Genomic DNA, 24231 nt, shown 5'->3' on the forward strand with positions numbered 1-24231 from the left:
CCGAACACCGCGACGTCCTCGACCCCCGGGTGCTCGCGCAGCGCGTTCTCGACCTCGAGCGGGTAGACGTTGACGCCACCGGTGATGATCAGGTCGGTGCGCCGGCCCTCGAGGTAGACGTAGCCCTCGTCGTCGATGCGCCCCACGTCGCGAACCGTGAACGCCCGCCCGTCGGGGGTGTCACGCCAGGCCGCCGCGGTCTTGTCCGGGTCGCCGAAGTAGGTGAAGCGGGCGTGCTCCGGAACGGTGCACCAGAGCGTCCCGTCGTCGTCGACGGCGAGCCTGCGGCCCGGCCGGGCGCGGCCCACGGTGCCGGGCCGCTCCAGCCACTCCTCGCTGCGGCAGGCGGTGAACTGACCCTCGGTCGCCCCGTAGAACTCCCACGTCGACCCGGCCGGGAACACCTCCACCAGCCGCCGCTTCACCGCGGGCGGGCACGGGGCGCCGGCATGGGCGACGAGGCGGAAGCAGGAGAGGTCGGGAAGACCGGTGCGGTCCCAGTGTCCGAACAGCCGCTGGAGGTGGGTCGGCACGCAGAACATCGACGTCGGCCGCTCCCGCTCGATCGCCTCGGTGACCACCGCCGGGTCGAAGCCTCCGGGCACGACGATCCGGCCGCCCGCGAGCAGGGTGCCCATCGCGAACCGGAGCGGTGCGGAGTGGTGCAGCGGGCTGAGGACGAGGTTCACGTCGTCCTCGGCGAAGCCCCACAGGTCCCGCTCCTCGGCCAGCAGCGCCGCTGCCTCGTCGCGCGTGAGGGTGCCGGAGTCCACCGGCTTGGGGCGGCCCGTCGTGCCGCTGGTGACGTGCATCGGCCGGCCCAGGGGGAGGCCGCCCCGGTAGCGGTCCGGGGTGTTGCGAACCATCGAGGAGAGCTGCTCGGGGGTGTCGACGACCAGCCGTGGGTCGACGTCACGGAGGACGCGCTCCCGCTCGGCCTCGGTGAGCCGCGGGTCGAGGGGAACCGGGAAGATCCCGGCCGCGAGCAGGCTGATCACCAGGTCGACGTACGCCGGCGAGCCGGGCTGCAGCAGCGCCACCCGGTCCCCGGGACGCAGGTGGACGTGCTCGCTCACGCGCGCGACGCTACCGCGCGAGGTTCTCGCGATTCCCGCGGCCACAGCCTCGCGGGCACCTATCATCCGATGGTGGAGATGGAGGAGGGTCCCAGGGTCGTGGCAGGCGTCCTGGCCGCCGCTGAGGCGGCTTCGCCCGTCGAGGCCGTCGAGGTGGTCACCCGCGAGCTGGGCCGGGCGCTCGGCGCAACGTGGGCCTCGTTCCTCATCGCCGACCTCTCCGGTCGGGCCATGGTCCGCCTCGCACACGTCCGGATCCGAACCGGCGACGGGCTCGAGGCCAGCACTCCGGTCGGGCCGGGCGAACGGCGCAGCGAGGGCGAGTCGGCCACGGTCCTGCCGTTCGACGGCGGGCCGGTCGAGCAGGCGGTGCGCACGCAGGGGGTGCAGGTCGTGGAACCGGGCAGGGGATCCTCGGGTCCGGGGGATTCTGCACCCTGGCGGGTGCTGGCCCCGGTGACCCAACGGGGCGAGGTCATCGGTCTCCTCGAGCTCGCTGTCCCGGAGGAGCCGGACGCCGCAGTGACCGGTGAGATCGCTCGGATGGCCCACCTGCTGGGATTCGTGGTGATCGCCAACAGGCGGCACACCGACCTGTACGAATGGGGCCATCGCACCCGACCGTTGAGCCTGTCCGCGGAGATCCAGCATCGGCTGCTTCCCGGCCCCCGGACCTGTGAGGCCGGGTCCTTCACGCTCGCAGCCTGGCTCGAGCCCGCCGCCGGCATCGCCGGCGACACGTTCGACTTCAGTCTGGAGCGCGACGTGCTCCACCTCTCGCTGACCGACGCCATGGGACACGGAGTCGGAGCCGCCCTGACCGCCACGCTGTGCGTCGGGAGCCTGCGGAATGCCCGTACCCAGGGCGCATCGTTGCTGGGCCAGGTGGCTGCGACGAACCGGGCGTTGGTCGACCACGCGGCCAGCTCCGGTCTCGAGGACTTCGTCACCGGCCTCATCGGTCGCGTGGACCTCCGGAGCGGATCGATGCAGCTGGTGAATGCCGGCCACGTGGCGCCGTACCTTGCGCGTGGCGAACACACCACGCTCGTCGAGCTGCCGGTGGACCTGCCGTTCGGCATGTTCCCGGACACCGGCTACCGCAGCAGTCGGGTCGACCTGGAGCCCGGCGACCGGATCGTCTTCCTCACCGACGGCATGCTCGAGCGTGGCGCGGTCTGGGTCGACCTGGCCGAGGCGATCGCCGAGACCCGATCGCTGCACCCGCGCGAGGCGGTGCGTGCCCTGGCCGATCGCGTCCTCGACGCCACCGGTCACGCACTCAACGACGATGCCACCGTGTTGTGCCTGGACTGGCACGGCGGGCACGGGCAGGACCGCGAGACCGTGCACGGAGCCGAGCCCGAGCGCGCCAGCCGACCTCTCGGCTGAACCGCCCGGTCGGGCTCAGACGTCGTCGGTCGAGCGCGGGAACGTCGTCGTGGTGAAGTGCATCGCGCCGGCCGGCAGCATCCAGGGCATCGCCTCCAGCTCGAAGACGCCGGCCTGGACCGCAGGATCCTCGCCCTTGAGACGCAGCGCCTCCTCGGGCTCGCAGCGGAGGATCGACAGGCCGCGGTAGTGCCGAGAGCTGGCCGGGTCACCCAGCGGACCGGCGGCCAGCAGCACCCCGCGGTCGTGCAGCTCCGCGAGGTGACTCAGGTGGGCGTCCTGCAGCCGTTCCCGCTCGTCCTCCGTGAGCTGCGGAGGATGCTCCGGGGTCAGCAGCAGCACGACGGTGTAGCGGTCGAAGTCCATGCCCCGATCGTAGGAGGCTGTCCTCGTGGCACCCCTCAGTAGCGTTCGCCGAGCGGGGCCTGCGCGGTGCGGCGGGCCTCCGCCGGGGGGATCCGGGTGACGGACAGCAGCTCCTCGCGACCGCCGGACTCCTGGTCGACGGTGAGGACCAGGCCGACGCCCTCGGCGTAGTACTTGTGCTCGAGGACATCGGGCTCGAGCGGGGTCGTGTCGGCGGTCTGGAGGAGGGCGCCGTACTCGCCGGCGGGAACGCTTGCCTGCTGGCCGGAGGCCAGCACCTCTCCCCGGTCCTCGGCCTGCCCCGCGTAGTACTCCTGGCGGTAGGCCATTCCCGGCTCCGGAGATCCCGGCATGATCACGCCCGGCTGGGCGTCGTCGACACCGGCCTCGAACGAGCCCTCGCGGGTCGCGACCTCGCCGTCCTCGAACTCCGCGGTGTCCTCGCCGAGGTACCAGACCGTCCCGTCGCCGTCTTGTGCGTACCAGTCGAAGGTGTCCTCCACGACCTCGCCGTCCAGCGACACGGTGTCGCGGACGACACGGGCGGTGACGCCGTTGGCGATCTCGCGGGTGGCCGCGGTGGCGGTGACGACGACCCTCATCTGCTCGCCCTCCTCCGTGGTCTCCCGGTACGTCCAGCGGGTCCCCGGCTCGAGCGGGAACCACCGGTTGGTCACGTCGGACGTGAAGTCGGCCGGGTCGAGATCCACCGGTTCGTCAGACCTGGGCAGCGACGTCGAGGACGTGTCGCCGGCCGGCTCCGCGGACGGCTGTGCAGTCGGCTGGTCGGCGCCGCAGCCGGCGAGAGCGGCGAGGGCGGCCGCGCCCAGCGCAGCGACGAGGGTACGCACGGCGTGGCTCAGTCGTCCCCGGACCCGCTGCCGGACTCGTCGTCGCGCCCGTCGCTCTCGGTGCCCACGACCTGGAAGTCCGCGTCGAGCTGCACGTCCACCTGGGTGCCGTCGTCGAGGGTCACCTCGACCTCGTACCTGCTCTCCTCGTCGTCGACCTCGGTCTCGGTGACTCGGCCCTCGCCGGTCTCCTCGAGCGCGGCCCGCTCTGCCTGGTCGAGGTCGGCCGCGGGGATGGGCCGGTCGTGGGCGTCGTCGTCACCGGCCAGGGCGAAGGCGCCGCCGACGGCTCCGACGGTCAGCGCGAGGGTGGTGGCAGCCAGGATGGCGAGGCGCTTGGGGGTTCGCTCGAGGTTCATGCGCCCCACCGTAGGTGGCGATGATGAACGGGCGATGAGTCTTTCATCCAGCGCTCATCGACGTCCCTAGCATGGACGCGTGCGGGTGCTGCTGGTGGAGGACGAGGCGAAGCTCGCCGCACTGGTGGCCCGCGGGCTGAGCGAGCACGGCGACGTGGTCGACGTCGTGGGGACGGGCGGCGAGGCCGTGTCATCGGCCCGGGAGGGCGCGTACGACGTCGTTCTGCTCGACGTCCGGCTGCCCGACATCGACGGCTTCCGCGTGTGCCGCCGGCTGCGGGAGGAGCGCGTGTGGACCCCGGTCCTGATGATGACCGCACGCACCGCCGTGTCCGACCGGATCACGGGCCTCGACAGCGGCGCCGACGACTACCTGGCCAAGCCGTTCGCCTTCCAGGAGCTGCTGGCCCGCATGCGCGCGCTTGCCCGCCGCGGGCCGGTGCCGCGGCCGGTGGAGCTCGAGGCGGGTGACCTCCGCTTCGATCCGGCGGGCCGCCGGGTGTGGCGGGGCGCGACCGAGGTGTCGCTCTCCGCGCGTGAGCTGGCACTCCTCGAGGCCTTCATGCGGCGTCCCGGCCAGGTCCTCACCCGCGACCAGCTGCTCGACCTCGCCTGGGGTGGCCAGCGCGAGGTCGCCTCCAACGTGGTCGACGTCTACGTCAGGCACCTGCGGGACAAGATCGACCGCCCATTCGGCACCACCACCCTGCACACGGTGCGCGGGCTGGGCTACCGGTTCTCCGGAGAGCCGGGGTGACCCGGTGGGGGCCGGCCCGGTGGCCGCTGCGGGTCAGGGTCGCCCTGGCCTTTCTCGCCAGCACCCTGGTGGCGCTGGCCGGCCTCGGAGTGTTCGTCCACGCGCGCATGAGCGAGGCACTCGACGAGCGGCTGCGCGACACCGTCGCGATCGAGGCCGACCGGATCGCGACCCTGCCCATCCGCGACCAGCAGACGGCGGTGCGCGCCCTCGGCGGCGACGTGCACGCCCAGGCGCTCACCCCCGACGGTGAGGTCATCGCCTCCTCACGGCTCGTGGCCGGCTCCCTGCTGGAGACCTCCGCCGACGAGGTGACCGCCGGCTACCGCGATGGCAGCGTCAACGTCTTCGACGACGACGCCGCGGCCCGCGGTGAGCGCGCCCCGGAGGTCGAGCCGGCGGTGCTGCTGGTCCGGCCCACAGACGACGGGTACCTCGTCGTCGCCACCTCGCGCGAGGACGCCGAGGAGGCCCTCGCCCAGCTGCGCGACCAGCTGCTGGTCGGAGGACTGCTGGCGCTCGCCGTCGCCGGCCTGTTGGGCTACGCCGCGGCGGGGGTGGGCCTGCGACCGATCGAGCGGATGCGGGTCCGCGCGGCATCGATCTCCGACCGGAGCGCGGGGGAGAGGCTCCCGCTGCCGGCGGCGGACGATGAGCTGCACCGGCTCGCGGTCACCCTCAACGCCATGCTCGAGCGGCTGGACCAGGGCCTGCAGCGCGAGCGGCGGTTCGTGGCCGAGGCCAGCCACGAGCTGCGCACCCCGCTGGCCCTGATGCTCACCGAGGTCGAGCTGGCACTGGCGCGACCCCGTTCTCCCGAGGAGCTGACCGCGGCACTGCGCTCCGTCACCGACGAGGTACGCCGGCTGATCGTGCTGGCCGAGGAGCTCCTCGACCGAGCCGCTGCCGGGGACAGCCTGCCGATCGAGGCTCACCCGGTGGACCTGCGGGTGCTGGCCACCAGGGTCGCCGACCGGTTCCGGGCGGCTGCCGGCGACCGCACCATCGGCGTGAGCGCACCCGGCCCGGTCGAGGTCCGGGGAGACGCGACGCGCCTGGACCGCGCGGTCTCGAACCTGGTGGACAACGCGCTGCGCCACGGAGCCGGCGACATCATGATCGAGATCCGCCGCCACGGCGCTGGAGCCCTGCTGACGGTCTCCGACGAGGGCGCGGGATTCCCCGCCGAGGACGTGTCGCGCCCCCAGGGCGCTGGTCTCGGACTGAGCATCGTCCGGGAGATCGCGCGGGCGCACGGAGGCGCGGTCGAGGTACGCCGCCTCGGCGACCGCACCCGGGTCAGCGTGGAGCTCGCCTCGCCTGGAGGATGAGCCCTGGGTCGGGCCCGGGTCCTGGGCCCGCGCGGGGCACCGCCCGTGCCGGCGGGGCGTCGCTTTGGCAGCATGCCCCTGGCCGGCGGCGAGGGGTTCCCGTCCCGGTCCTGTCCCGTGGCCAGCACCTGGCGCACACCTGGCGCCTGTCCAGGCGCTCGGGCCGTCGTGCTGACGTCCACGCGCAGGCTTGGGCGGAGAACTGGCCCGCTATCGCTCGCACCGGATTCCGCCGCCGGCGCCGGCCTCCCCGGCCCACACGACGCCGCCGCCCTGGTCGCACGTGACCACCACGAAGGCCATGCCATCACGCTCCGCCACGAGGCGGTCCTCGTGATCCTCGACCACACGCCAACCGGCGTCGGGCAGCGCCGAGCGGTAGTGCGGAAGCACCTCGACATCGTCGGTCAGCACGAAGGGCCGGTCGCAGCCACCGACGCCGCTCCCGCCACCACCACCGAAGTGTCCGACGTGATCGATCGACTCGAACGCCCGCTGGGACTCGCGTGCAGCCCGTGTACCGGGGCCGGGACCCATGTCCTCGTCCGAGACGCATTGAGGTGTGGCGTCGTACTGGACCGCGAGCTTCTCCCGCAGCGCGGCAGGTGTGAGCGCAAACATGCCGATCACCATGAGGACCGGGATGGCCGCGGCCAGGAGCCGCATCCACAGCCGCGACGACACCACGAGGGCGACCAGCCCGACCACCCCGACGAGGACCAGCGCCACCGCGCCCGTGCCGACCGTGAACCCGGCCCGCAATCCCTCGAGCGCCGAATGCGTCACGTCGCCGTACTCGACGGTGAGCCCGTAGTGGAAGAGCACGCCCAGCGCCGCGAGCCCCGACTCGACGACCAGCAGTCCTGCGGCGGCGACCGAGCGGGTGATCCTCATGGCTCCATTGTCATTCAGCACTGCCGCCGGTTCCTGAGCCCGCACACTCGATCCGGATCGGACCCACCGGCGCGGCCCCCGGCGCCGGCGGGAGAGGCGGAACCTCAGGTGGTGCCCGATGAGCCCAGCATGTCGTCCGACGGGGACGAGCCACCGGCTCATCCGCGACATCTCCGGCACGTGGGCACAGGGCAGCGGATGTCCCGCCCCGCCGGAACTTCCGCAAGCCACGTGAGGTGGGCCTCGAGGCAGCGTCAGTCGCTCGATGAGGACGCGTCGAGCACCCGCTGGATCACGCGCGTGGTCGAGAGCCCGCCCGTGCGCGGCACGTACCTGAGCATTCCCGCCGCGACGGCCGGCCCGTAGACGGTCTCGGCGCCCTCGGGGGACAGGTCGTCGCCGTGCACCACCGCGGCGATGTCGTGCCTGGTGAGGAAGTCCTCGGTCAGCAGCATGGGTGCGTCCTCGACGACCTCGTCGACGTACCGGCACGACTCGATCACGGCGACCCGCTCGGCGAGCGTCATGATCGGGCGACGCTTGTAGGCGGCCGCCGCGTCGTCGGAGAGCACGCCGACGACCAGCCAGTCGCCGTGTCGTCGAGCCCCACGCAGGAGCGACACGTGGCCGGCGTGGAAGAGGTCTCCCACCATGTCGACGTAGACCCGTGTGCCGTCACCCTTCACACCCGGAGTCTCCACGAAAACTCACCTGCACTCTCGCGTGTTGCGCCCGTCCACGTCACGCGTCCGCGTCGCGTGACGCGTCCATCGTCGCCCACGCGCCCTAGAGTGCCGGGGTGCACAACGACGATCTCCTCCGCGGGTGCTTCTCCTGTGACCAGCAGGCCACCGATTCGCCCCCACCGCGCGACGCCATCTCCGAGACCCGGTACTGGCGAGTGGCCCACGCGTTCAACAGCACCCTCCCCGGGTGGCTGGTGGTGCTGCCGACGCGCCACGTCACGTCGTTCACGCAGCTGGCGGCCGCCGCGGCGGACGAGCTGGGCGGGCTCGTGCTCCGGCTGAGCGCGGCACTCGAGACCGTCACCGGTTGCGAGAAGACCTACCTCATGCAGTTCTCCGAGGCCGAGGGCTTCGCCCACCTGCACCTGCACCTGGTGCCCCGGATGCCCGACCAGCCCGAGGAAGCCCGCGGGCCGCAGGTGTTCGCCCACCTGTCCGACGACGAGTCGCGCTGGCTGCCCACGCCCGAGCGGGACCGCCTCGCGCTCGCCCTCCGCACCGCCCTCGACGGCCGGCCGCGCGAGCTGGTCTCCCCGCGATGAGGCGAGTCGGTCTGACCGGGGGCGTCGCGTCCGGAAAGAGCACGGTGTCGGCGATCCTCGAGGAGCTGGGAGCGGTGGTGATCGACGCCGACGTCCTCGCCCGGGAGGTGGTGGCGGCGGGCACCGACGGGTTGCGCCAGGTCGTCGAGGCCTTCGGCTCCGGCGTACTGACCGCCGACGGCGAGCTCGACCGGCCGGCCATGGGTGCGATCGTCTTCGCCGACAGCGACAAGCGGCGCGTGCTGGAGGGCATCATCCATCCGCGAGTCCGGGACCGGGGCGCCGAGATCGAGGCGGCCGCCGGTCCCGACGACATCGTGGTGCACGACATCCCGCTGCTCGCGGAGACCGGGCAGGCAGACGGCTTCTCGGCCGTGATCGTGGTCGACGTGCCCGTCGAGCTGCAGGTGGAGCGGATGGTCGAGCTGCGGGGCATGACCCGGGAGGATGCCGAGGCCAGGGTGGCGGCCCAGGCGAGTCGCGAGGCCCGGCTGGAGATCGCCACCCATGTGGTCGACAACACAGGCACGATCGACGACCTGCGACGACGTGTGACCGAGGTCTTCCGCGACCTCCGCGAATGACGGATCGCCGGCCGCCTCCCGGTACGGTGGCCCGCGATGCGACGCAGATTCCTCCCGTTCCTCCTGCTTCCCCTGCTGGCTCTCCCGGTCGGGTGCCAGTCGAGCTCGCCCTCCGGGTCGGGTACGTCCGGCGACGAGGCCGGGGCATCCTCCGCGCAGCCGGCAGCCTCGGACAAGCCGATGAGCTGGGGCCCCACGCCGTCCGAGCTCGAGCAGGCGAAGGAGCTCGTCGCCGGCTGGGACCCCGCCCGGCTGGCCGGACAGGTGATCGTCGGCCGCTACTACGGCAGCACGCCCGAGGAGGCCGCGGACCTCGTCCGCGACCTGCACCTGGCGGGCGTCTCGCTCGGGGTGGACAACATCGTCGACGCGGCACAGGTGCAGGCGACCGCCACGGCCGTGGCCAGGGCACACGCCGCGGACGGGCGCCGCTACCCACCGGTGATCGGCGTCGACCAGGAGGGTGGTGTGGTCGCGCACCTCGACGGCGTCGCCACGACCTTCCCGGCGTTCGAGGAGGCGGGTGACGCGATCGGCTCGGGCCCCCAGGGCAAGGCGGTGGTGCACGAGGCCGCCCTCAGCACGGCCATGGAGCTACGGATGCTGGGCCTCACCTGGGTCTTCGCCCCCGTCGCCGACGTCACCATCGGAGCAGCAGACCCCACGATCGGCTCGCGGTCCCCGTCCGAGGACCCGAAGACGGCCGCGGCCGCGATCCGCGCGGCGGTGCCCGGGTACGACCACGCCGGGATCGTCTCCACCACCAAGCACTTCCCGGGCCACGGCTCGGTGACCGCGGACAGCCACGAGGTGCTGCCGAAGCTGACCGAGTCACTGGAGACCCTGCGCCAGCGCGACCTGGTGCCGTTCCAGGCGGCCGTGGACGCGGGTGCCCCCGCCATCATGATGGGCCACCTCGACTCCCAGGCGATCGCGCCAGGGGTCCCCACCAGCCTGGCGCCGGAGGCCTACGACCTGCTCCGCGACGAGCTCGGCTTCGAGGGCGTCGCGATCACCGACTCCATGGGGATGGGCGCGGTCATGCGTCCCGGCACCAAGCCGGCGGTCGACGCGATCAACGCGGGCGCGGACCTGGTGCTGATGCCCGCCGACACGCGCGGAACACACGAGACCGTCGCCGAGGCCATCCAGAGCGGTGAGATCTCCCGCGAGCGGATCGAGGAGGCTGCCGCCCGGGTGGTGGCCCTGCAGCTGTGGCAGCAGCGCCAGGCGGGCGACGTACCCCTGCCGGCGCCGGCCGCCGTCACGTCACGGGCCCAGGCGGCTGCGGCCGCACTCGCCGCCGCGGGCGAATGACCCGTTCGGGTGGTGCCACGCACCCGGGATGAGGCCGATGCTGGTGGCATGACATCGACCTCCGGCGCGGACGAACGACGGGACGCGGTTGCCGAGCAGCTGTTCTCCTCGGTCATCGGTGCGCTCGAGACCCTCCACGTGTACGTCGGCCGCGCCCTCGGTCTCTACGACGCGCTCGACGGCAGTCCCGCGACGACGGCGGCCGACTTCGCGGCCCGGACCGGGATCCACCCCCGCTACGCCCGGGAGTGGCTGGAGCAGCAGGCCACGGCCGGCGTGCTCGACGTGGCGGACGAGACCGGCGACCCCGGGACTCGCACCTTCTGCATGCCCGAGGGAGTCGCGGAGGTGGTGTGCCGGCCCGAGAGCCTGGCGCTGGTCGCCCCACTGGCCTCGATGGTCATGGGCGTCGCGCAGGCGATGCCGGCGGTGCTCGAGGCCTTCCGGACCGGTGGCGGGGTGCCGTACGAGCTCTACGGTGAGGACATCCGTCGGGGGATCGCCGACATCAACCGACCGTCGTTCGTGCATCAGCTGGGTTCTGAGTGGATCCCGGCCCTGCCCGATCTGCACGCGCGGCTGACCGGCGGTGGCCGGATCGCGGACCTCGGCTGTGGCGAGGGCGCCTCGACCGTGGCCCTGGCCCGTGCCTACCCGAGCGCCGAGGTGCTCGGCCTCGACCTGGACCCGGCGTCGATCGAGTCCGCCCGCGTGGCGGCGGGAGACCTGGACGTGACCTTCGAGTGCCGTGACGCGGCGGACCCGGAACTGGCCGGGTCGTTCGACCTGGTGACCCTCTTCGAGACCCTGCACGACATGGCCCACCCGGTGCAGGCGCTCACGGCAGCACGGGCGTTGCTCGCACCGGACGGAGCGGTCCTGGTGGGTGACGAGAAGGTGGCCGAGCGGTTCACCGCGCCCGGCGACGAGATGGAGCGGTTCAACTACGGCTGGAGCGCGGTGCACTGTCTCGCGGCGGCGATGACCGAGCCCGACTCGGCGGGGACGGGCACCGTGATCCGGTCCGAGACCGTGAGGACCTACGCGGAGCAGGCCGGTTTCGCGGAGTGCACGGTGCTACCGATCGAGCACGACTTCTGGAGGTTCTACCGCCTCGACCCCTAGCCGCAGGGGTGGAGACCGATCCTCAGGCGGCCAGGTCGGGGTCGCCGAGGCGGCGCAGCTTGTGCAGCGCCTCACGCTCGAGCTGGCGCACGCGCTCGGCCGAGATGCCGTGCTTGGCACCGATGTCGGCCAGCTTGTGCTGGCGGCCGTCGACCAGCCCGTAGCGGGACCGGATGATGTCGGCGGACCGCTCGTCGAGCAGCTCGACCAGCCGGTTGAGCCGGTCGCGGGCCTCGGTGTCCAGGACGGTCAGGTCCGGTCCCGGCAAGGTCTCCTGGGCCATCAGGTCGCCCAGCGAGGTGTCGCCGTCCTCGTCGACGGGGGTGTCGAGGCTGACGTGCTCCCGACCCCACGCCATCAGGTCGAGCACCCGGTCGAGGTCCATGTCGAGCTCGGTGGCGATCTCGTGCGGCTCGGGCTCGCGGCCCAGCTGGCGCTCGAGGGTACGGCGCGCCCCACCGACCTGGTTGAGCTCCTCGACCACGTGGACCGGTAGCCGGACGACCCGGGCCTGCTGCGCGATGCCCCGGGTGATCGCCTGGCGCACCCACCAGGTGGCGTACGTGGAGAACTTGTAGCCCTTGGTGTAGTCGAACTTCTCGACCGCGCGGATCAGACCGGTGTTGCCCTCCTGGATCAGGTCGAGCATCGGCATCTGGGCGCGGCCGTACTTGCGGGCGATCGACACCACGAGCCTGAGGTTGGCGGTGATGAACGTGTCCACGGCCTCCCGGCCCTGCTCGGCCAGCCACTCGAGCTCCTCGCGCGAGGCGCGCATCGGGGCACCGCCCTTGGCGCGTGCGACCCGGCCGGTCGCGAGGAGGTACTCGGCCATCAGGCCGGCCTCGATGGTCTTGGACAGCTCGACCTCCTGCGCAGCATCCAGCAAGGGGTTGCGCGCGATCTCGTCGAGGTACAGGCCGACGCTGTCGCGGCCCTCGATCTCCCGCGTCCCCAGTGTTGCGCTGCGTGTTGCCATTCAGCTGCCCTTCCTTCGCGCGAGGCGACGCATCCCGCGCCGCCTCACTCGTTCCAACGACTCCATGCCCTCGTAGATTCCCGGTCCAGGGCGGTGTCGCTTCTGTTTTCCTACAGTCGAAATGACGTGTGGGAAGGGGTTTGAGTTGCCCGATTTCGCAACTCTCAGGGACTTCTCAGGGGAGACGGTCCAGACCGGGGGTGGGTCAGGACAGGCCCATCCGGTCCAGCATCCAGGCCAGGGCGAACGCACGGTCCCGCCAGGCCTTGTAGCGGCCCGAGACACCACCGTGGCCAGCCGACATCTCGGTCTTGAGCAGGAAGTCGCGGCGTCCGGTGGCGGTCGCCCGCAGCCGGGCGATCCACTTCGCCGGCTCGACGTAGAGCACGCGGGTGTCGTGCAGTGAGGTCTCGGCCAGGATCGGGGGATAGTCGACCGCGGCCACGTTGTCGTACGGCGCGTAGCTCGCGATGAGGTCGAACACCGCCGGGTCCGCCTCGGGGTTGCCCCACTCCTCGTACTCCGGCACGGTCAGCGGCAGGCTGGAGTCGAGCATGCTGGTGAGGATGTCCACGAAGGCCACGTTGGCCACGATCCCCCCGAACGACTCCGGTGCGAGGTTGCTGATCGCGCCCATCAGCAGCCCTCCGGCGCTGGCCCCCTCCGCGATGGTGAGCTCCGGGGTGGTCCAGCCGGTCTCGACCAGGTGCCGGGCGCAGGCGATGAAGTCGGTGAACGTGTTGGGCTTGCGGTCGAGCTTGCCGTCGTCGTACCACCGGCGGCCGAGCTCTCCGCCACCCCGGACATGGGCGATGGCGAACGCCGCGCCGCGGTCGAGCAGGGAGAGCCGGGCGACCGAGAAGTAGGGGTCGATCGAAGTCTCGTAGGCGCCGTACCCGTAGAGCACGAGGGGGACGGGGGCGGTGCCACCGCCGGTGTCTTCCCGGGCGCCGACGCGGCAGACGAGGGAGATCGGCACCCTCTGGCCGTCCTCCGCGGCGGCCCACAGCCGGTGCTCCTCGTAGTCGGCCGGGTCGTAGCCCCCCAGGACGGGGGTACGCCGCCTCAGGCTCAGCGACCGGGTGCGTACGTCGTAGTCGTAGATCGACGCGGGGATCGTCATCGACGTGTAGCCCAGCCGCACGACGGGGGAGTCCCACGACGGGTTGCTGCCGGATCCGACGGTGTAGATCGCCTGGTCGAACTCGACCAGGTAGTCGTCCCGCACCCCGCCCGACGCCGTGGCATCCGTGTCGAGCTCGAGGATGCGCAGCTGGGTGAGGCCCTCGCTGCGCTGGTTCACGACGAGGTGCCCCGCGTAGGCATCGACCTCCTCCAGCCGGACCGTCGGGTCGTGGGGGACGAGTGGACGCCAGCCCTCCGGGTCGGTCGGTGCCACGGGGGCGACGCCGAGCTCGAAGTCGGGGCCGGTGTGGTTGTGCAGGACCAGGAACACGTCCTCGCCCCCGAGGACGGCGTGCTCGAGGCCGTACTCCAGGCCCTCCTGGCGGGGCGAGAAGACCTGGAACCCCGCGCCGGGGGCATCGGCGTCGAGGTAGCGGAACTCGGCGGTGGTCTTGGAGGCGGCGGCGATCATGATGAACCGGTCGGTGCGGCTGCGGCCCACCCCGACCCAGAAGCGGCCGTCCCGCTCGTGGTGGACCAGCTCGTCGTCGGCCTGGCCGGTGCCGAGCCGGTGCCGCCAGATCTTGTCCGCGCGCCACGACTCGTCGACGGTCGTGTAGTAGAGCTCGCGGCTGTCGCGGCTCCAGGTGGCGCCGCCGAGCACGCCGGTGATCTCGTCGTCCAGCAGCCGTCCGGTCCGCAGGTCCTTGACCCGCACGGTGAACCTCTCGTCGCCGGTGGTGTCGGTGGAGTAGGCGAGCAGGTGACTGTCGGGGCTGACCGAGGAGCCGCCCAGGGCGAAGAAGTCGTGGCCCTCGGCCAGCTCGTTGACGTCGAGCACCAGCTCCTCGCCCGGGAGGGCGGGCTGGTCCGGGACGCAGTCCTCGTCGGGCCGCGGGGGAGTCCAGTCGTCGTCTCGGCGGACCGGGACCCGGCAGGTGGCGCCGTACTCCTTGCCCTCGAAGGACCGGGCGTAGTACCAGTAACCGCGCTTGCGGGTCGGCACCGACAGGTCGGTCTCGCGGGTGCGGGCCTTGATCTCGCCGAAGATGGTCTCCCGGAGGTCGGTCAGGTGTGCGACCCGCTCCTGGGCGTAGGCGTTCTCGGCCTCGAGGTAGGCCGTGACGTCGGGATCCTCCTTGGCCCGCAGCCACTCGTAGTCGTCGACGCGGGTACGGCCGTGGTGGGTGGTCGAGACCGGGCGGCGCGCGGCGACAGGTGGCTCCATGCCGGGAAGGCTAGCCCCGGCCCCGCGTGCTCCGCCCGGGGGCGCGGGATCTGCCTCTGCGGGTCGCGTGCCGCATCCACAACCCGGTCCCGGAACTGTGGAGGAATCGCCCCGTTCTGTGGACCGTTCCGGCCCTTCTGTGGACGAGCCTGTGGGACCGGAAGTTTGTCGAAATGGATCCGACGAAACGCTTGCGCGGCGGCTCCCGCACACCGTAGAACTCTCCCTACCAACCGATCCGCTCGCGGTGAGGTTGGGGATCGAACGGAGACGAAGATCCTGAACGGCGAGGAGACTCGCCGCGTCGGCCCGGTGACGGGGACGGCGGGATCGGAGGCTCCGTCCGGTGGGTCGGGCGTCACGTCACCGATCAAAACGAGGGGTCCTTTGGTGCTCATACCATCGAAGGGCCCCTCACCCATTTCGGTCAGCCCGGTTCCGGCGGGCGCCACGCGCTGAGCGCCGGATCGTCGATCGGGTAGGAGCGCACCGGCCCGGCCGGGGTCTGCGCGGTCTCGAAGCGCACGGTCACCACGCCCCGGCCCGAGCCCCACACCCAGCCCCGCCCCATCTCGTCGTGGACCACGTCCATGCCCGGCGACCAGACCGGCCGCGGCGGGCCGGGCAACGGCTCGTCCGGGAGCGGTTCCTCCGGTTCGGGGTCCTCGCCGAAGAGATCGTCCTGGATCCAGTCGGCCAGCCCCGACACGCCCACACCGAGCAGCCGGACGCCGCCCGAGGTGTCGAGCTCACCGAGCAGGCTCCGGGCCAGGCGGGCGACCGTGGGCCCGTCGTCGACGGGGGAGGGCAGGGTGGCGGAGCGGCTGAGGGTCGTGAAGTCGTGCAGGCGCACCTTGATCGTGACGGTGCGGCCCGACATGCCGTTCTTGCGGAGCCGCTCCGCGACGCTGCCGGCCTGCCTGGTCAGCAGCCCCTCCATCAGCTTGCGGTCGGTCAGGTCGGTGTCGTAGGTGCCCTCCACGCTGATCGACTTGGTCTCCCGCTCGGCCATCACCGGCCGGTCGTCCTCGGCCCGGGCGAGGGCGTGCAACCCGCTGCCGTGGGCCCGGCCGAGCATCCGGACCAGCTCGTCGAGGCTCAGCGTCTCCAGGTCGGCCACCGTGTGGATGCCGGCCCGCCGCAGCCGCTCCGTGGTGGCCGGCCCCACGCCCGGGATCACCGTCACGTGCATCGGCCTGAGGAGGTCCTGCTCGGTCCCAGGTGGTACGACGACCAGGCCGTCGGGCTTGTCGAGGTCGCTCGCCACCTTGGCGATGAACTTCGACGTGCCGATGCCCACCGAGGCGGTCAGTCCCTCGGTCGCCTCGGCCACCCGGGTGCGCAGTCGCTCGGCGCACGTGCGCACCGTCTCGACCTCGAGGTCGGGGAGGTCGGCGTGCTCGAGATCGACGAACGCCTCGTCGAGCGAGAGCGGCTCGACGAGGGGGGAGGTCTCGCGGAGCAGGGACATCACGATCGTGCTGGCCTCGCGGTAGGCGTGGAACCTCCCGGAGAGGAAGGCGGCGTGCGGGCAGCGGGCCCGGGCCTCCCGGGTCGACATCGCCGAGCGGACGCCGTACCGCCTCGCCTCGTAGGACGCGGTCGACACCACGCCCCGGCCGCCCACGCCGCCCACGACGACCGGCTTGCCGCGCAGGGAGGGCTTGTCACGCTGCTCGACGGCGGCGAAGAAGGCGTCCAGGTCGAGGTGGAGCACCGAGGCGACCGGACGCATGGTGCGCAAACTAGTCCCCGGCCCCCGGCGCGGCCCGCAGGCCCGCCGAACCGGCCCGCCCAGCGTCCACAGGCCCCGTTGCGGCCGGGCTCCTCCACAGCCCGCGTCGTCACTGGGCGGGATCGTCGATCCCGCAAGGGATCGTGCCGTCATGACCACCACCCTGACCCTCCGCTCGCCCGAGGACCTGCTGGCGGCCGCGCCCGTCGTGCTCGGCTTCGTGCCGACCGACTCCGCGGTCATGTTCACCTTCGACGGCCCGAGCTGCTTCCACGCCCGGGTCGACCTTCCGTCGTGCGCAGACCAGGTCGACCCCTGCGTCGAGTCCCTGCTCGCCCCGAGCGTCCAGCACCAGGTGGCCCGCGTGCTGTTCCTGCTCTACACCGACGACCCCGCGCGCGCCGACCGGGTGGCCCACCGCCTGGTCCGTTCCTTCCGTGCTGCCGGCATCGAGGTGATCGACGTGCTGCGGGCCGACGGACACCGGTGGTTCCCGCTGCTGCGCCCGCGGCGCTCGGTGCCGACGGCCGGCGTCGTCTACGACGTCTCGGCCCACCCGTTCGCGGCCGAGTCGGTGCTCCGCGGCCGGGTCACCCACCGGTCCCGTGCCGACCTGGAGGCGACGGTCGCGCCGGACCCGGCGGCTGTGACCGGCGTCGCCGCCGCCCTGCGCGACGTCACACCGGCTGACCCCCGCTGGCTGCGCGCGACCGTGGCCCACCACTTGGCCGCGGGCACGGTGCCCGCCGACGACGAGGCTGCCCGCGTGCTCACCGGCCTCGACGACGTCGTGGCCCGCGACGCGAGCCTCGCTCTGCTCACTCGCGACTCGGCCGAGGCGCATGCCCGGTTGTGGGGCGACCTCGTCCGGCGGGCACCCACGGGCCTCGTCGCACCGGTCGCCGCCATGCTCGGCCTCGCCGCCTGGCTGTCGGGTAACGGTGCGCTCGCGTGGTGTGCCGTCGACCGCTCTCTCGCCGACGATCCGGACCACCGGATCGCCCACCACCTCGCCCGCGTCCTCACCCACGCCGTCCCGCCGTCCATGTGGGACGAGGTCCGCGTGCAGGAAGATCCGGCTCAAACTCTCGCCGCGCGGCGTCCTGATCCCTAGGGTCGGACCATGGGCGAAGAGGTGGAAGCACAGGAGTTCTCCCGAGCCGACCGCACGCGGTACCGCGAGAAGGTGCGGCGCTGCCTCGATGTGTTCGCCCGGATGTTGCGTGACGAGCGGTTCGACACCGACGACCCGATGACCGGGCTGGAGGTCGAGCTCAACCTCGTCGACGAGAACGGCGACCCGGCACTCAAGAACGCCGAGGCGCTCGAGGCGATCGCCGATCCCAACTTCGTGACCGAGCTCGGCCAGTTCAACATCGAGATCAACGTGCCCCCGGCGAAGCTGCGCGAAGGCGGGCTCACCACCTTCGAGGACACGCTGCGCGAGAGCCTCAACGACGCCGAGAAGCAGTCGTCCAAGGTGGGGGCCCACATGGTGACCATCGGCGTCCTGCCCACGCTGGCCGAGGGGCACATGGCCCCCGGCACGATCAGCGCCAATCCGCGCTACCGCCTGCTCAGCGAGCAGATCATGGCGGCCCGTGGCGAGGACATCTCGATCTCGGTCGTCGGGCCCGAGCGGCTGGTCACGACCGCCGACTCGATCGTGCCGGAGGCGGCGTGCACCAGCATGCAGCTGCACGTGCAGACCTCGCCGGACCAGTTCGCGGCGTACTGGAACGCGTCGCAGGCGATCGCGGCGATCCAGCTCGCCGTCGGTGCCAACTCGCCCTACCTGCTCGGCAAGGAGCTGTGGCGCGAGACGCGGATCCCGCTGTTCGAGCAGGCGACCGACACGCGCAGCGAGGAGCTCAAGGCCCAGGGCGTGCGGCCCCGGGTGTGGTTCGGGGAGCGCTGGATCAACTCGGTGTTCGACCTGTTCGAGGAGAACGTCCGCTACTTCCCGGCCCTGCTCCCGATCACCGACGACGAGGACCCGCTCGAGGTCCTCGAGGACGGGGGGACGCCCGAGCTGCACGAGCTCCGGCTGCACAACGGCACGATCTACCGCTGGAACCGCCCGGTCTACGACATCGCGCTGGGAGTCCCGCACCTGCGCGTCGAGAACCGCGTCCTGGCTGCCGGGCCGACGGTCTCGGACATGATGGCCAACGCGGCGCTCTACTTCGGCCTGGTCCGCGCATTCGTCGACAGCCAGCGACCGCTGTGGTCCCAGATGTCCTTCAGCGCTGCCGAGGAGAACTTCCACGTCGCTGCCGAGCACGGGATCGAGGCGCAGATCTACTGGCCCCGGCTGGGGCAGGTGCGGGTCACCGAGCTGGTCCTGCGCCGGCTCCTCCCGATGGCCCACGAGGGCCTGGACTCGTGGGGCGTCGCGGCCGACGTGCGTGACCGGCTCCTGGGCATCATCGAGCAGCGCTGCCTGGAAGGCACCAACGGCGCTGAGTGGTTCGCCACCCGGATGCACCAGCGGTCCGACCTCGACCGGTACGACGCGCTGCGGGCCACGCTGCTCGATTACCAGCGCAACATGCACAGCAACGAGCCGGTGCACACCTGGGAGTGACCCGACAGGCACCGGTCACCGCCGTCGCAGGCGGTTCCACTCGCGCCTCCGACCCGAGAGCGGATCCCACCAGCCTCGGCGGGTGACGACCGCCATCGTCAGCGGCACCTGCGCCTCGGCGTAGGCCGACCGGGCGGCCGAGAGCCACGCGGCGTCGGCGTCCTCCAGGACGAGCTCGCCGGACCTGGTCAGCCAGACCAGCGGCTCGACCGGCCCGGCGCGGGTCCGGTGCAGCAGGGCCGCGACCAGGTCGGCGCCCAGCCCGTGCTCCACCGCCTGGGCGCAGCGTTGCTCGTGGGTCAGGCAGCTCGCTCCCGGGACCCCGACGTGCAGGACGGGGGCAAAGCACTTGCGCCGCTCCGACACCCGGAAGTCCAGGACTGCGCGGCGGAGCAGGGTCTCGACCAGCGGGGTCGGTGGTAGCCGGGGCGGGGCGGGCACGACGTACAGCCTGCCCACTTCGAGCGATGGAAGAGCCGACTCCTCCACAGGCTGCCGTCGGGGGTCCGGATTCGATAGCGTGCCCGGAGGGCCGACCGGTCCTGAGTCGCCAGCACGAGGAGGCAGCAAATGGGGAACGTCGTCGTGGGCTACGTGCCCAAGCCGGAGGGGCAGGCGGCTCTCACGAGCGCTATCTCGGAGGCGCAGCTGCGTGGAGCCAAGGTCGTCGTCGTGAACTCCCACCGCGGCGGCCAGGACTTCGACCGCGCCGCCTCCGACAAGGCCGAGAGCGAGATGGAGGCGGTGAAGAACCGGCTGAAGGAGGCCGGCGTGGAGCACGAGATCCGTCAGCTGGTGCGCGGGTTCGAGCCGGCCGAGGACCTGATCGGCATCGCCTCCGAGGTGTCCGCGGAGCTGATCGTCATCGGGCTTCGTCGCCGCTCGCCCGTCGGCAAGCTGATCCTCGGCAGCAACGCCCAGCGGATCCTGCTGGACGCCAAGTGCCCCGTCCTGGCGGTCAAGGCCGACGCCTGATCGGCCGACACGGACTCGACGACGGTCCCGCGATGGCGCCTGACTGGCTGTTTCGGCGCATGGAGGTCGGGGACCTCCACGCGTTGTCGGCGATCCAGGAGCCGGCGGCGGTCGCCGGCCTGTCGAACATCTTCCCTCAGGACGAGTACCCCTTCCCGCGAGACGCCGTGCGAGGTCGCTGGGAAGCCGAGCTGCAGGACCCCGGGGTCGCCGCCTACGTCGCCACCGGGCCCGACGGCCGGCTCGTGGGTTTCGCGGCCCGCCGGGGGGACGAGGTCCTCCACTTCGGCACGGCGCTGGAGACGTGGGGCAGCGGACTGGCCACCTGGCTGCTGGAGGAGCTCCTGGCGACGTTCCCCGCCGAGGTAGGCAGGGTCCGCCTGCGCGTCTTCGCCGGCAACCTGCGCGCTCGACGGTTCTACGAGAAGCTCGGGTGGGAGGCCACGGGCCGGGAGTCCCGCACCTCCTTCCCCCCGCATCCAGTCCTCCTGGAGTACCGGCTCGACCGCGTGGGCTCGCGCGCGGCAGGATGACCGCATGGGATTCAACATCACCGGCGACCCGGCGGCCGACCAGGTGCTCGACGACTCCCCGTTCGCGCTGCTCGCCGGGATGATGCTCGACCAGCAGTACCCCATGGAGCACGCCTTCCGCGGCCCGGCGAAGGTGCTCTCCCGGTTCGGGACGTTCGAGCCCGCCGCGATCGCGGCCGCGGATCCTGAGGACTTCAAGGAGCTGTGCAGCACGCCGCCGGCCATCCACCGGTTCCCCGGCTCGATGGCGGCCCGGCTGCAGGAGCTCGCCCGGATCGTCACCGACGAGTACGACGGCGATGCCTCGCGGATCTGGACCGGGGCCTCGAGCGGGGCCGAGCTGATGAAGCGGCTTCAGGCCCTGCCCGGCTTCGGGAAGCAGAAGGCCCAGATCTTCACCGCCCTCGTCGCCAAGCAGCTCGGCGTCCGCCCCGAGGGCTGGGAGCAGGCCGTGGGCTCCTACGCCGAGGACGGGTACCGCTCGGTGGCCGACGTGGTCGACCCGGTCTCACTGCAGAAGGTGCGTGACTTCAAGAAGCAGAAGAAGGCAGCCGCCCGCGCAGCCACGTCCTGAGCGACTCGGGCGGGGTGAGTTCGGTTTGCGCCTTGGCTGCGTGGCAGAATGACCAGCGCGGCTCTTGACGGTACCGGGTCTCGCCGCGCCCCCATGCTCCTGACGAGAGGTGTTCGTGTCTTCGAACCCGCGCAAGCCAGTTCCCGCCGAGGTGCTCTCACACCCAGCCGTCGTGGCCCTGATCGAGGGAGGGACTCCCTCCGGCACCGTCACCCCCGACGCCGTCCGGCAGGCCAGTGAGGATGCATCCGTCCAGCCCCGGCACCTCAAGGGCCTGATGGCCCACCTGAGCGGCCTGGGCATCTCGGTGGCCATGCCGCCGTCGGGCACCAGGGTGGTCGCAGCGAGGTCGACGCGTCGCACGACCACGGCCAGCACGTCCAGCAAGCAGGCGGCCAAGAAGCCGGCCAAGAAGTCTGCCGCCAAGACGATCCCGGCCGCCACCCGGGCGGCGGCGGCGACCTCGAAGAAGACCGCTCCCAAGGCCACCGCGAAGACGGCGGCGAAGCCGGCCGCCAAGGCCGCCACGCAGGCCAAGACCTCCCCGGCCAAGACCTCTCCGGCCAAGAAGGCGCCGGCCAAGAAGTCTGCCGCCAAGACCACCGCCAAGGCCGCCGCCGTGGTGGAGGAGATGGTCCCGCCGGCCGTCGGCCCCGACGGGAAGAAGATCCTGCCCGACATCCCCGACGAGCAGTTCGAGAAGGATGTCAAGGTCGACCCGACCATCGAGGAGGACGAGAAGCAGGCCACCTTCGTCGTCTCCGATGCCGACGACGCCGGTGAGCCCGAGCAGCAGGTGATGGTGGCCGGCGCCACCGCCGACCCGGTCAAGGACTACCTCAAGCAGATCGGCAAGGTCCCGCTGCTCAACGCCGAGATGGAGGTCGAGCTCGCCAAGCGGATCGAGGCCGGCCTGTTCTCGGAGGAGAAGCTGGCCAAGGGCGGCAAGATCAGCGCCAAGCTGCTCGAGGAGCTCGAGTGGATCGCCGACGACGGCAAGCGCGCCAAGAACCACCTGCTGGAGGCCAACCTCCGCCTGGTCGTCTCGCTGGCCAAGCGCTACACCGGTCGCGGCATGCTCTTCCTGGACCTCATCCAGGAGGGCAACCTCGGCCTGATCCGTGCGGTCGAGAAGTTCGACTACACCAAGGGCTACAAGTTCTCGACGTACGCCACCTGGTGGATCCGGCAGGCGATCACCCGGGCCATGGCCGACCAGGCGCGCACCATCAGGATCCCGGTGCACATGGTCGAGGTGATCAACAAGCTCGCCCGGGTGCAGCGCCAGATGCTGCAGGACCTCGGCCGCGAGCCCACGCCGGAGGAGCTGGCCAAGGAGCTCGACATGACCCCGGAGAAGGTCATCGAGGTCCAGAAGTACGGCCGCGAGCCCATCTCGCTGCACACCCCGCTGGGCGAGGACGGCGACTCCGAGTTCGGCGACCTGATCGAGGACTCCGAGGCCATCGTCCCGGCCGACGCGGTGTCGTTCACCCTGCTCCAGGAGCAGCTGCACGCGGTGCTGGACACCCTGTCGGAGCGCGAGGCGGGTGTGGTCAGCATGCGGTTCGGTCTCACCGACGGCCAGCCCAAGACCCTCGACGAGATCGGCAAGGTCTACGGCGTGACGCGCGAGCGGATCCGCCAGATCGAGTCGAAGACGATGTCCAAGCTGCGGCACCCCAGCCGGTCCCAGGTCCTGCGCGACTACCTCGACTGAGGCCGCTTCCTGGAGCCGCGGGTGCGGTTCCTGGCGTTGCCGTGTCCCGGCCGTTTCGCGCGCCGCGAAACCAGGCTGCAAATTTCAGTTGAAGACATCCCTTGCACCTGCGACCCCACCGCCTCCCTGGAAGCGGTGGAGGTGTTCTTCCTCGGCGCCTCGATCAAGCCGGTCGGTCGAGTGAGGCGATCCCTCCCGCACGCCTGATCCGCGTGCGAGGATCGCTGGGTGTCGAGCAGGCGGTGGTTCCGCGCGGGGGAAGTGCTGATCCCGCTCGGGGTGTTGTTCCTGCTCGTCGTGACGGATGCGCTTCTGCCACCCTCGCTGCTGATCACGGGCACGTTCGCCCTGGCCGTCGGCGTGGCCAGCGTCCTCACCACCGTGACCCGAACGGCCCTCCTGGCTGTCGCTGCCCTGGTGATGGCCGGGGTCTCGGCGCTCTGGAACCAGAACCTGGGGACCACCGAGTGGTGGATCCGCATGGTGGTCGTCGCCGCGGGCGGAGCCTTGGCGGTGCTCGTGGCCTGGCTGCGGGCACGTCGAGACCGCCAGCTGCAGCACATGACTGCCATCGCGGAGGCGGCGCAGCGTGCCCTCCTGCGCGCCATGCCCGGGTCGATCGGCTCACTGGGTCTTGCTGCCCGCTACGTGTCCGCGACGGAGGAGGCGCTCGTCGGGGGTGACCTCTACGAGGTGGCGGACACGCCCAACGGCGTGCGCCTCGTCGTCGGCGACGTTCGCGGCAAGGGGCTCGACGCCGTGCAGCTGGCCTCGACCGTCCTCGCGGCCTTTCGTCGTGCCGCCCGGCTGGAACCGTCCCTCACCGAGGTCGCGGCCGACCTCGACGAGGTGGTGACCGCCGTCGCGGGTGACGAGGACTTCGTGACCGTCGTGCTCGCGGAGTTCCACGAGGACCTGAGCGTGACCCTGCTCAACTGCGGGCATCACCCGCCACTGCTCGTCCCGGATGCCCGGTCCCGCAGCCTGGTGGACACGGGGACGCCCCAGCCGCCCCTGGGCCTGCATCCCGAGCCGAGTCCCACCACCTGCCAGCTCACCGAGGGCGAGCGCCTGCTGTTCTACACCGACGGGCTGGTGGAGAGTCGTGACCGGGACGGGACGTTCTTCCCGCTCGAGGAGAGCTCGGCCATGAGCGCGAGTGACCTCGGCGTGGCACTCGACGACCTCCTCGGTCAGGTCGTCGACCACGTCGGCACGCGCGTCAGCGACGACCTGGCCCTGGTCCTGGTCGAGCGACGCAACGGTGCGTGGAGCTCCGGCTAGCCTGACAGCGTGCCCTCCGCGCGACTGGCGGCGTCCGTGCTCGTGCTCGGTCTCGCCGTGACCGGCTGTTCGTCGGAGGTCGGACCGCGCGGTGATCCTGCAGAGCCACCGGCTGACCGGGCGGGGGAGCCCACCCCGAGACCGACACCGC

Annotated in this window: 24 protein-coding genes; 14 read left to right on the top strand and 10 right to left on the bottom strand. The window is 71.8% G+C overall.

What is annotated here, in order from left to right; genetic code table 11:
* On the bottom strand, positions 1-1076 hold a 1076-nt coding region (locus VFN12_RS12180), incomplete at its 3' end, for a class I adenylate-forming enzyme family protein (RefSeq protein WP_325118963.1).
* A 78-nt stretch (positions 1077-1154) separates the two neighbouring features.
* Between VFN12_RS12180 and VFN12_RS12185 the strand changes: the two genes are divergently transcribed.
* Entirely contained in the window at positions 1155-2468 is a 1314-nt protein-coding gene (locus tag VFN12_RS12185; RefSeq protein WP_325118992.1) for a PP2C family protein-serine/threonine phosphatase, read from the top strand.
* A 15-nt stretch (positions 2469-2483) separates the two neighbouring features.
* Here VFN12_RS12185 and VFN12_RS12190 read toward each other — a convergent pair whose 3' ends face one another.
* The 3 genes from VFN12_RS12190 to VFN12_RS12200 are packed head-to-tail and all read right to left on the bottom strand — an operon-like array spanning position 2484 to position 4044.
* The gene (locus tag VFN12_RS12190; protein ID WP_325118964.1) at positions 2484-2834 is read right to left on the bottom strand and encodes a YciI family protein; all 351 of its coding nucleotides are present in this window, start codon (positions 2832-2834) and stop codon (positions 2484-2486) included.
* 35 nt (positions 2835-2869) lie between these two features.
* Positions 2870-3685 (bottom strand): hypothetical protein, encoded by an 816-nt coding sequence (locus VFN12_RS12195; protein WP_325118965.1) that lies wholly within the window; start codon positions 3683-3685, stop codon positions 2870-2872.
* Positions 3686-3693: 8 nt separating this feature from the next.
* Positions 3694-4044, bottom strand: coding sequence for a PepSY domain-containing protein (locus VFN12_RS12200; protein ID WP_325118966.1), 351 nt, complete (start codon positions 4042-4044; stop codon positions 3694-3696).
* 79 nt (positions 4045-4123) lie between these two features.
* Here VFN12_RS12200 and VFN12_RS12205 point away from each other — a divergent pair, with 79 nt between their 5' ends.
* A complete protein-coding gene (locus VFN12_RS12205) occupies positions 4124-4801 on the top strand; it encodes a response regulator transcription factor (protein WP_325118967.1) in 678 nt (225 codons plus the stop codon).
* A complete protein-coding gene (locus VFN12_RS12210; protein ID WP_325118968.1) occupies positions 4798-6132 on the top strand; it encodes an ATP-binding protein in 1335 nt (444 codons plus the stop codon). Before VFN12_RS12205 ends, VFN12_RS12210 begins: the two co-directional genes overlap by 4 nt.
* 210 nt (positions 6133-6342) lie before the next feature.
* Here the strand turns inward: VFN12_RS12210 and VFN12_RS12215 are convergent, their stop codons facing one another.
* Positions 6343-7026 carry a hypothetical protein gene (locus VFN12_RS12215; RefSeq protein WP_325118969.1) on the bottom strand — a complete coding sequence of 228 codons (684 nt, stop codon included), beginning with the start codon at positions 7024-7026 and terminating at the stop codon, positions 6343-6345.
* 254 nt (positions 7027-7280) lie between these two features.
* On the bottom strand, positions 7281-7727 hold the full coding sequence (locus tag VFN12_RS12220) for an adenylyltransferase/cytidyltransferase family protein (protein WP_325118970.1): 447 nt from the start codon (positions 7725-7727) through the stop codon (positions 7281-7283).
* Between the two features lie 98 nt (positions 7728-7825).
* Here VFN12_RS12220 and VFN12_RS12225 point away from each other — a divergent pair, with 98 nt between their 5' ends.
* Genes VFN12_RS12225 through VFN12_RS12240 form a run of 4 tightly spaced genes read left to right on the top strand, consistent with a single transcriptional unit; the run spans position 7826 to position 11340 of the window.
* On the top strand, positions 7826-8314 hold the full coding sequence (locus VFN12_RS12225; RefSeq protein WP_325118971.1) for an HIT family protein: 489 nt from the start codon (positions 7826-7828) through the stop codon (positions 8312-8314).
* On the top strand, positions 8311-8898 hold the full coding sequence (gene coaE, locus VFN12_RS12230) for a dephospho-CoA kinase (RefSeq protein WP_325118972.1): 588 nt from the start codon (positions 8311-8313) through the stop codon (positions 8896-8898). Before VFN12_RS12225 ends, coaE begins: the two co-directional genes overlap by 4 nt.
* Positions 8899-8934: 36 nt before the next feature.
* Positions 8935-10215 carry a glycoside hydrolase family 3 N-terminal domain-containing protein gene (locus tag VFN12_RS12235; protein ID WP_325118973.1) on the top strand — a complete coding sequence of 427 codons (1281 nt, stop codon included), beginning with the start codon at positions 8935-8937 and terminating at the stop codon, positions 10213-10215.
* Positions 10216-10263: 48 nt separating this feature from the next.
* Entirely contained in the window at positions 10264-11340 is a 1077-nt protein-coding gene (locus tag VFN12_RS12240; protein WP_325118974.1) for a class I SAM-dependent methyltransferase, read from the top strand.
* Between the two features lie 22 nt (positions 11341-11362).
* Here the strand turns inward: VFN12_RS12240 and VFN12_RS12245 are convergent, their stop codons facing one another.
* The 3 genes from VFN12_RS12245 to VFN12_RS12255 all read right to left on the bottom strand — a co-directional run bounded on the left by VFN12_RS12245 (position 11363) and on the right by VFN12_RS12255 (position 16407).
* Entirely contained in the window at positions 11363-12319 is a 957-nt protein-coding gene (locus tag VFN12_RS12245) for a sigma-70 family RNA polymerase sigma factor (RefSeq protein WP_325118975.1), read from the bottom strand.
* A gap of 205 nt (positions 12320-12524) precedes the next feature.
* Positions 12525-14672 (bottom strand): S9 family peptidase, encoded by a 2148-nt coding sequence (locus VFN12_RS12250; RefSeq protein WP_325118976.1) that lies wholly within the window; start codon positions 14670-14672, stop codon positions 12525-12527.
* Positions 14673-15099: 427 nt separating this feature from the next.
* The gene (locus VFN12_RS12255; protein WP_325118977.1) at positions 15100-16407 is read right to left on the bottom strand and encodes a DNA polymerase IV; all 1308 of its coding nucleotides are present in this window, start codon (positions 16405-16407) and stop codon (positions 15100-15102) included.
* Between the two features lie 151 nt (positions 16408-16558).
* On the opposite strand from VFN12_RS12255, the gene VFN12_RS12260 reads away from it, so the two are divergent.
* Together VFN12_RS12260 and VFN12_RS12265 are read left to right on the top strand one after the other, a co-directional pair.
* A complete protein-coding gene (locus tag VFN12_RS12260) occupies positions 16559-17521 on the top strand; it encodes a DUF4192 domain-containing protein (RefSeq protein WP_325118978.1) in 963 nt (320 codons plus the stop codon).
* A 9-nt stretch (positions 17522-17530) separates the two neighbouring features.
* Positions 17531-18994: a glutamate--cysteine ligase gene (locus VFN12_RS12265; RefSeq protein WP_325118980.1), complete on the top strand. Its 1464-nt coding sequence runs from the start codon at positions 17531-17533 to the stop codon at positions 18992-18994.
* Between the two features lie 15 nt (positions 18995-19009).
* Here the strand turns inward: VFN12_RS12265 and VFN12_RS12270 are convergent, their stop codons facing one another.
* Positions 19010-19435: a hypothetical protein gene (locus tag VFN12_RS12270; protein WP_325118981.1), complete on the bottom strand. Its 426-nt coding sequence runs from the start codon at positions 19433-19435 to the stop codon at positions 19010-19012.
* Positions 19436-19564: 129 nt separating this feature from the next.
* Here VFN12_RS12270 and VFN12_RS12275 point away from each other — a divergent pair, with 129 nt between their 5' ends.
* The 5 genes from VFN12_RS12275 (at position 19565) to VFN12_RS12295 (ending at position 24080) form a co-directional block, all read left to right on the top strand.
* Entirely contained in the window at positions 19565-19969 is a 405-nt protein-coding gene (locus VFN12_RS12275; protein ID WP_325118982.1) for a universal stress protein, read from the top strand.
* Between the two features lie 59 nt (positions 19970-20028).
* Positions 20029-20502 carry a GNAT family N-acetyltransferase gene (locus tag VFN12_RS12280; RefSeq protein WP_325118983.1) on the top strand — a complete coding sequence of 158 codons (474 nt, stop codon included), beginning with the start codon at positions 20029-20031 and terminating at the stop codon, positions 20500-20502.
* 4 nt (positions 20503-20506) lie between these two features.
* On the top strand, positions 20507-21076 hold the full coding sequence (locus VFN12_RS12285; RefSeq protein ID WP_325118984.1) for an HhH-GPD-type base excision DNA repair protein: 570 nt from the start codon (positions 20507-20509) through the stop codon (positions 21074-21076).
* 109 nt (positions 21077-21185) lie between these two features.
* Positions 21186-22796, top strand: a complete 1611-nt coding sequence (locus VFN12_RS12290; RefSeq protein WP_325118985.1) for an RNA polymerase sigma factor — start codon at positions 21186-21188, stop codon at positions 22794-22796.
* Positions 22797-23024: 228 nt separating this feature from the next.
* The gene (locus VFN12_RS12295; protein ID WP_325118986.1) at positions 23025-24080 is read left to right on the top strand and encodes a PP2C family protein-serine/threonine phosphatase; all 1056 of its coding nucleotides are present in this window, start codon (positions 23025-23027) and stop codon (positions 24078-24080) included.
* The last annotated feature ends 151 nt before the right edge of the window (positions 24081-24231 follow it).

The organism is Nocardioides sp., assembly GCF_035703625.1.
GTDB lineage: Bacteria > Actinomycetota > Actinomycetes > Propionibacteriales > Nocardioidaceae > Nocardioides.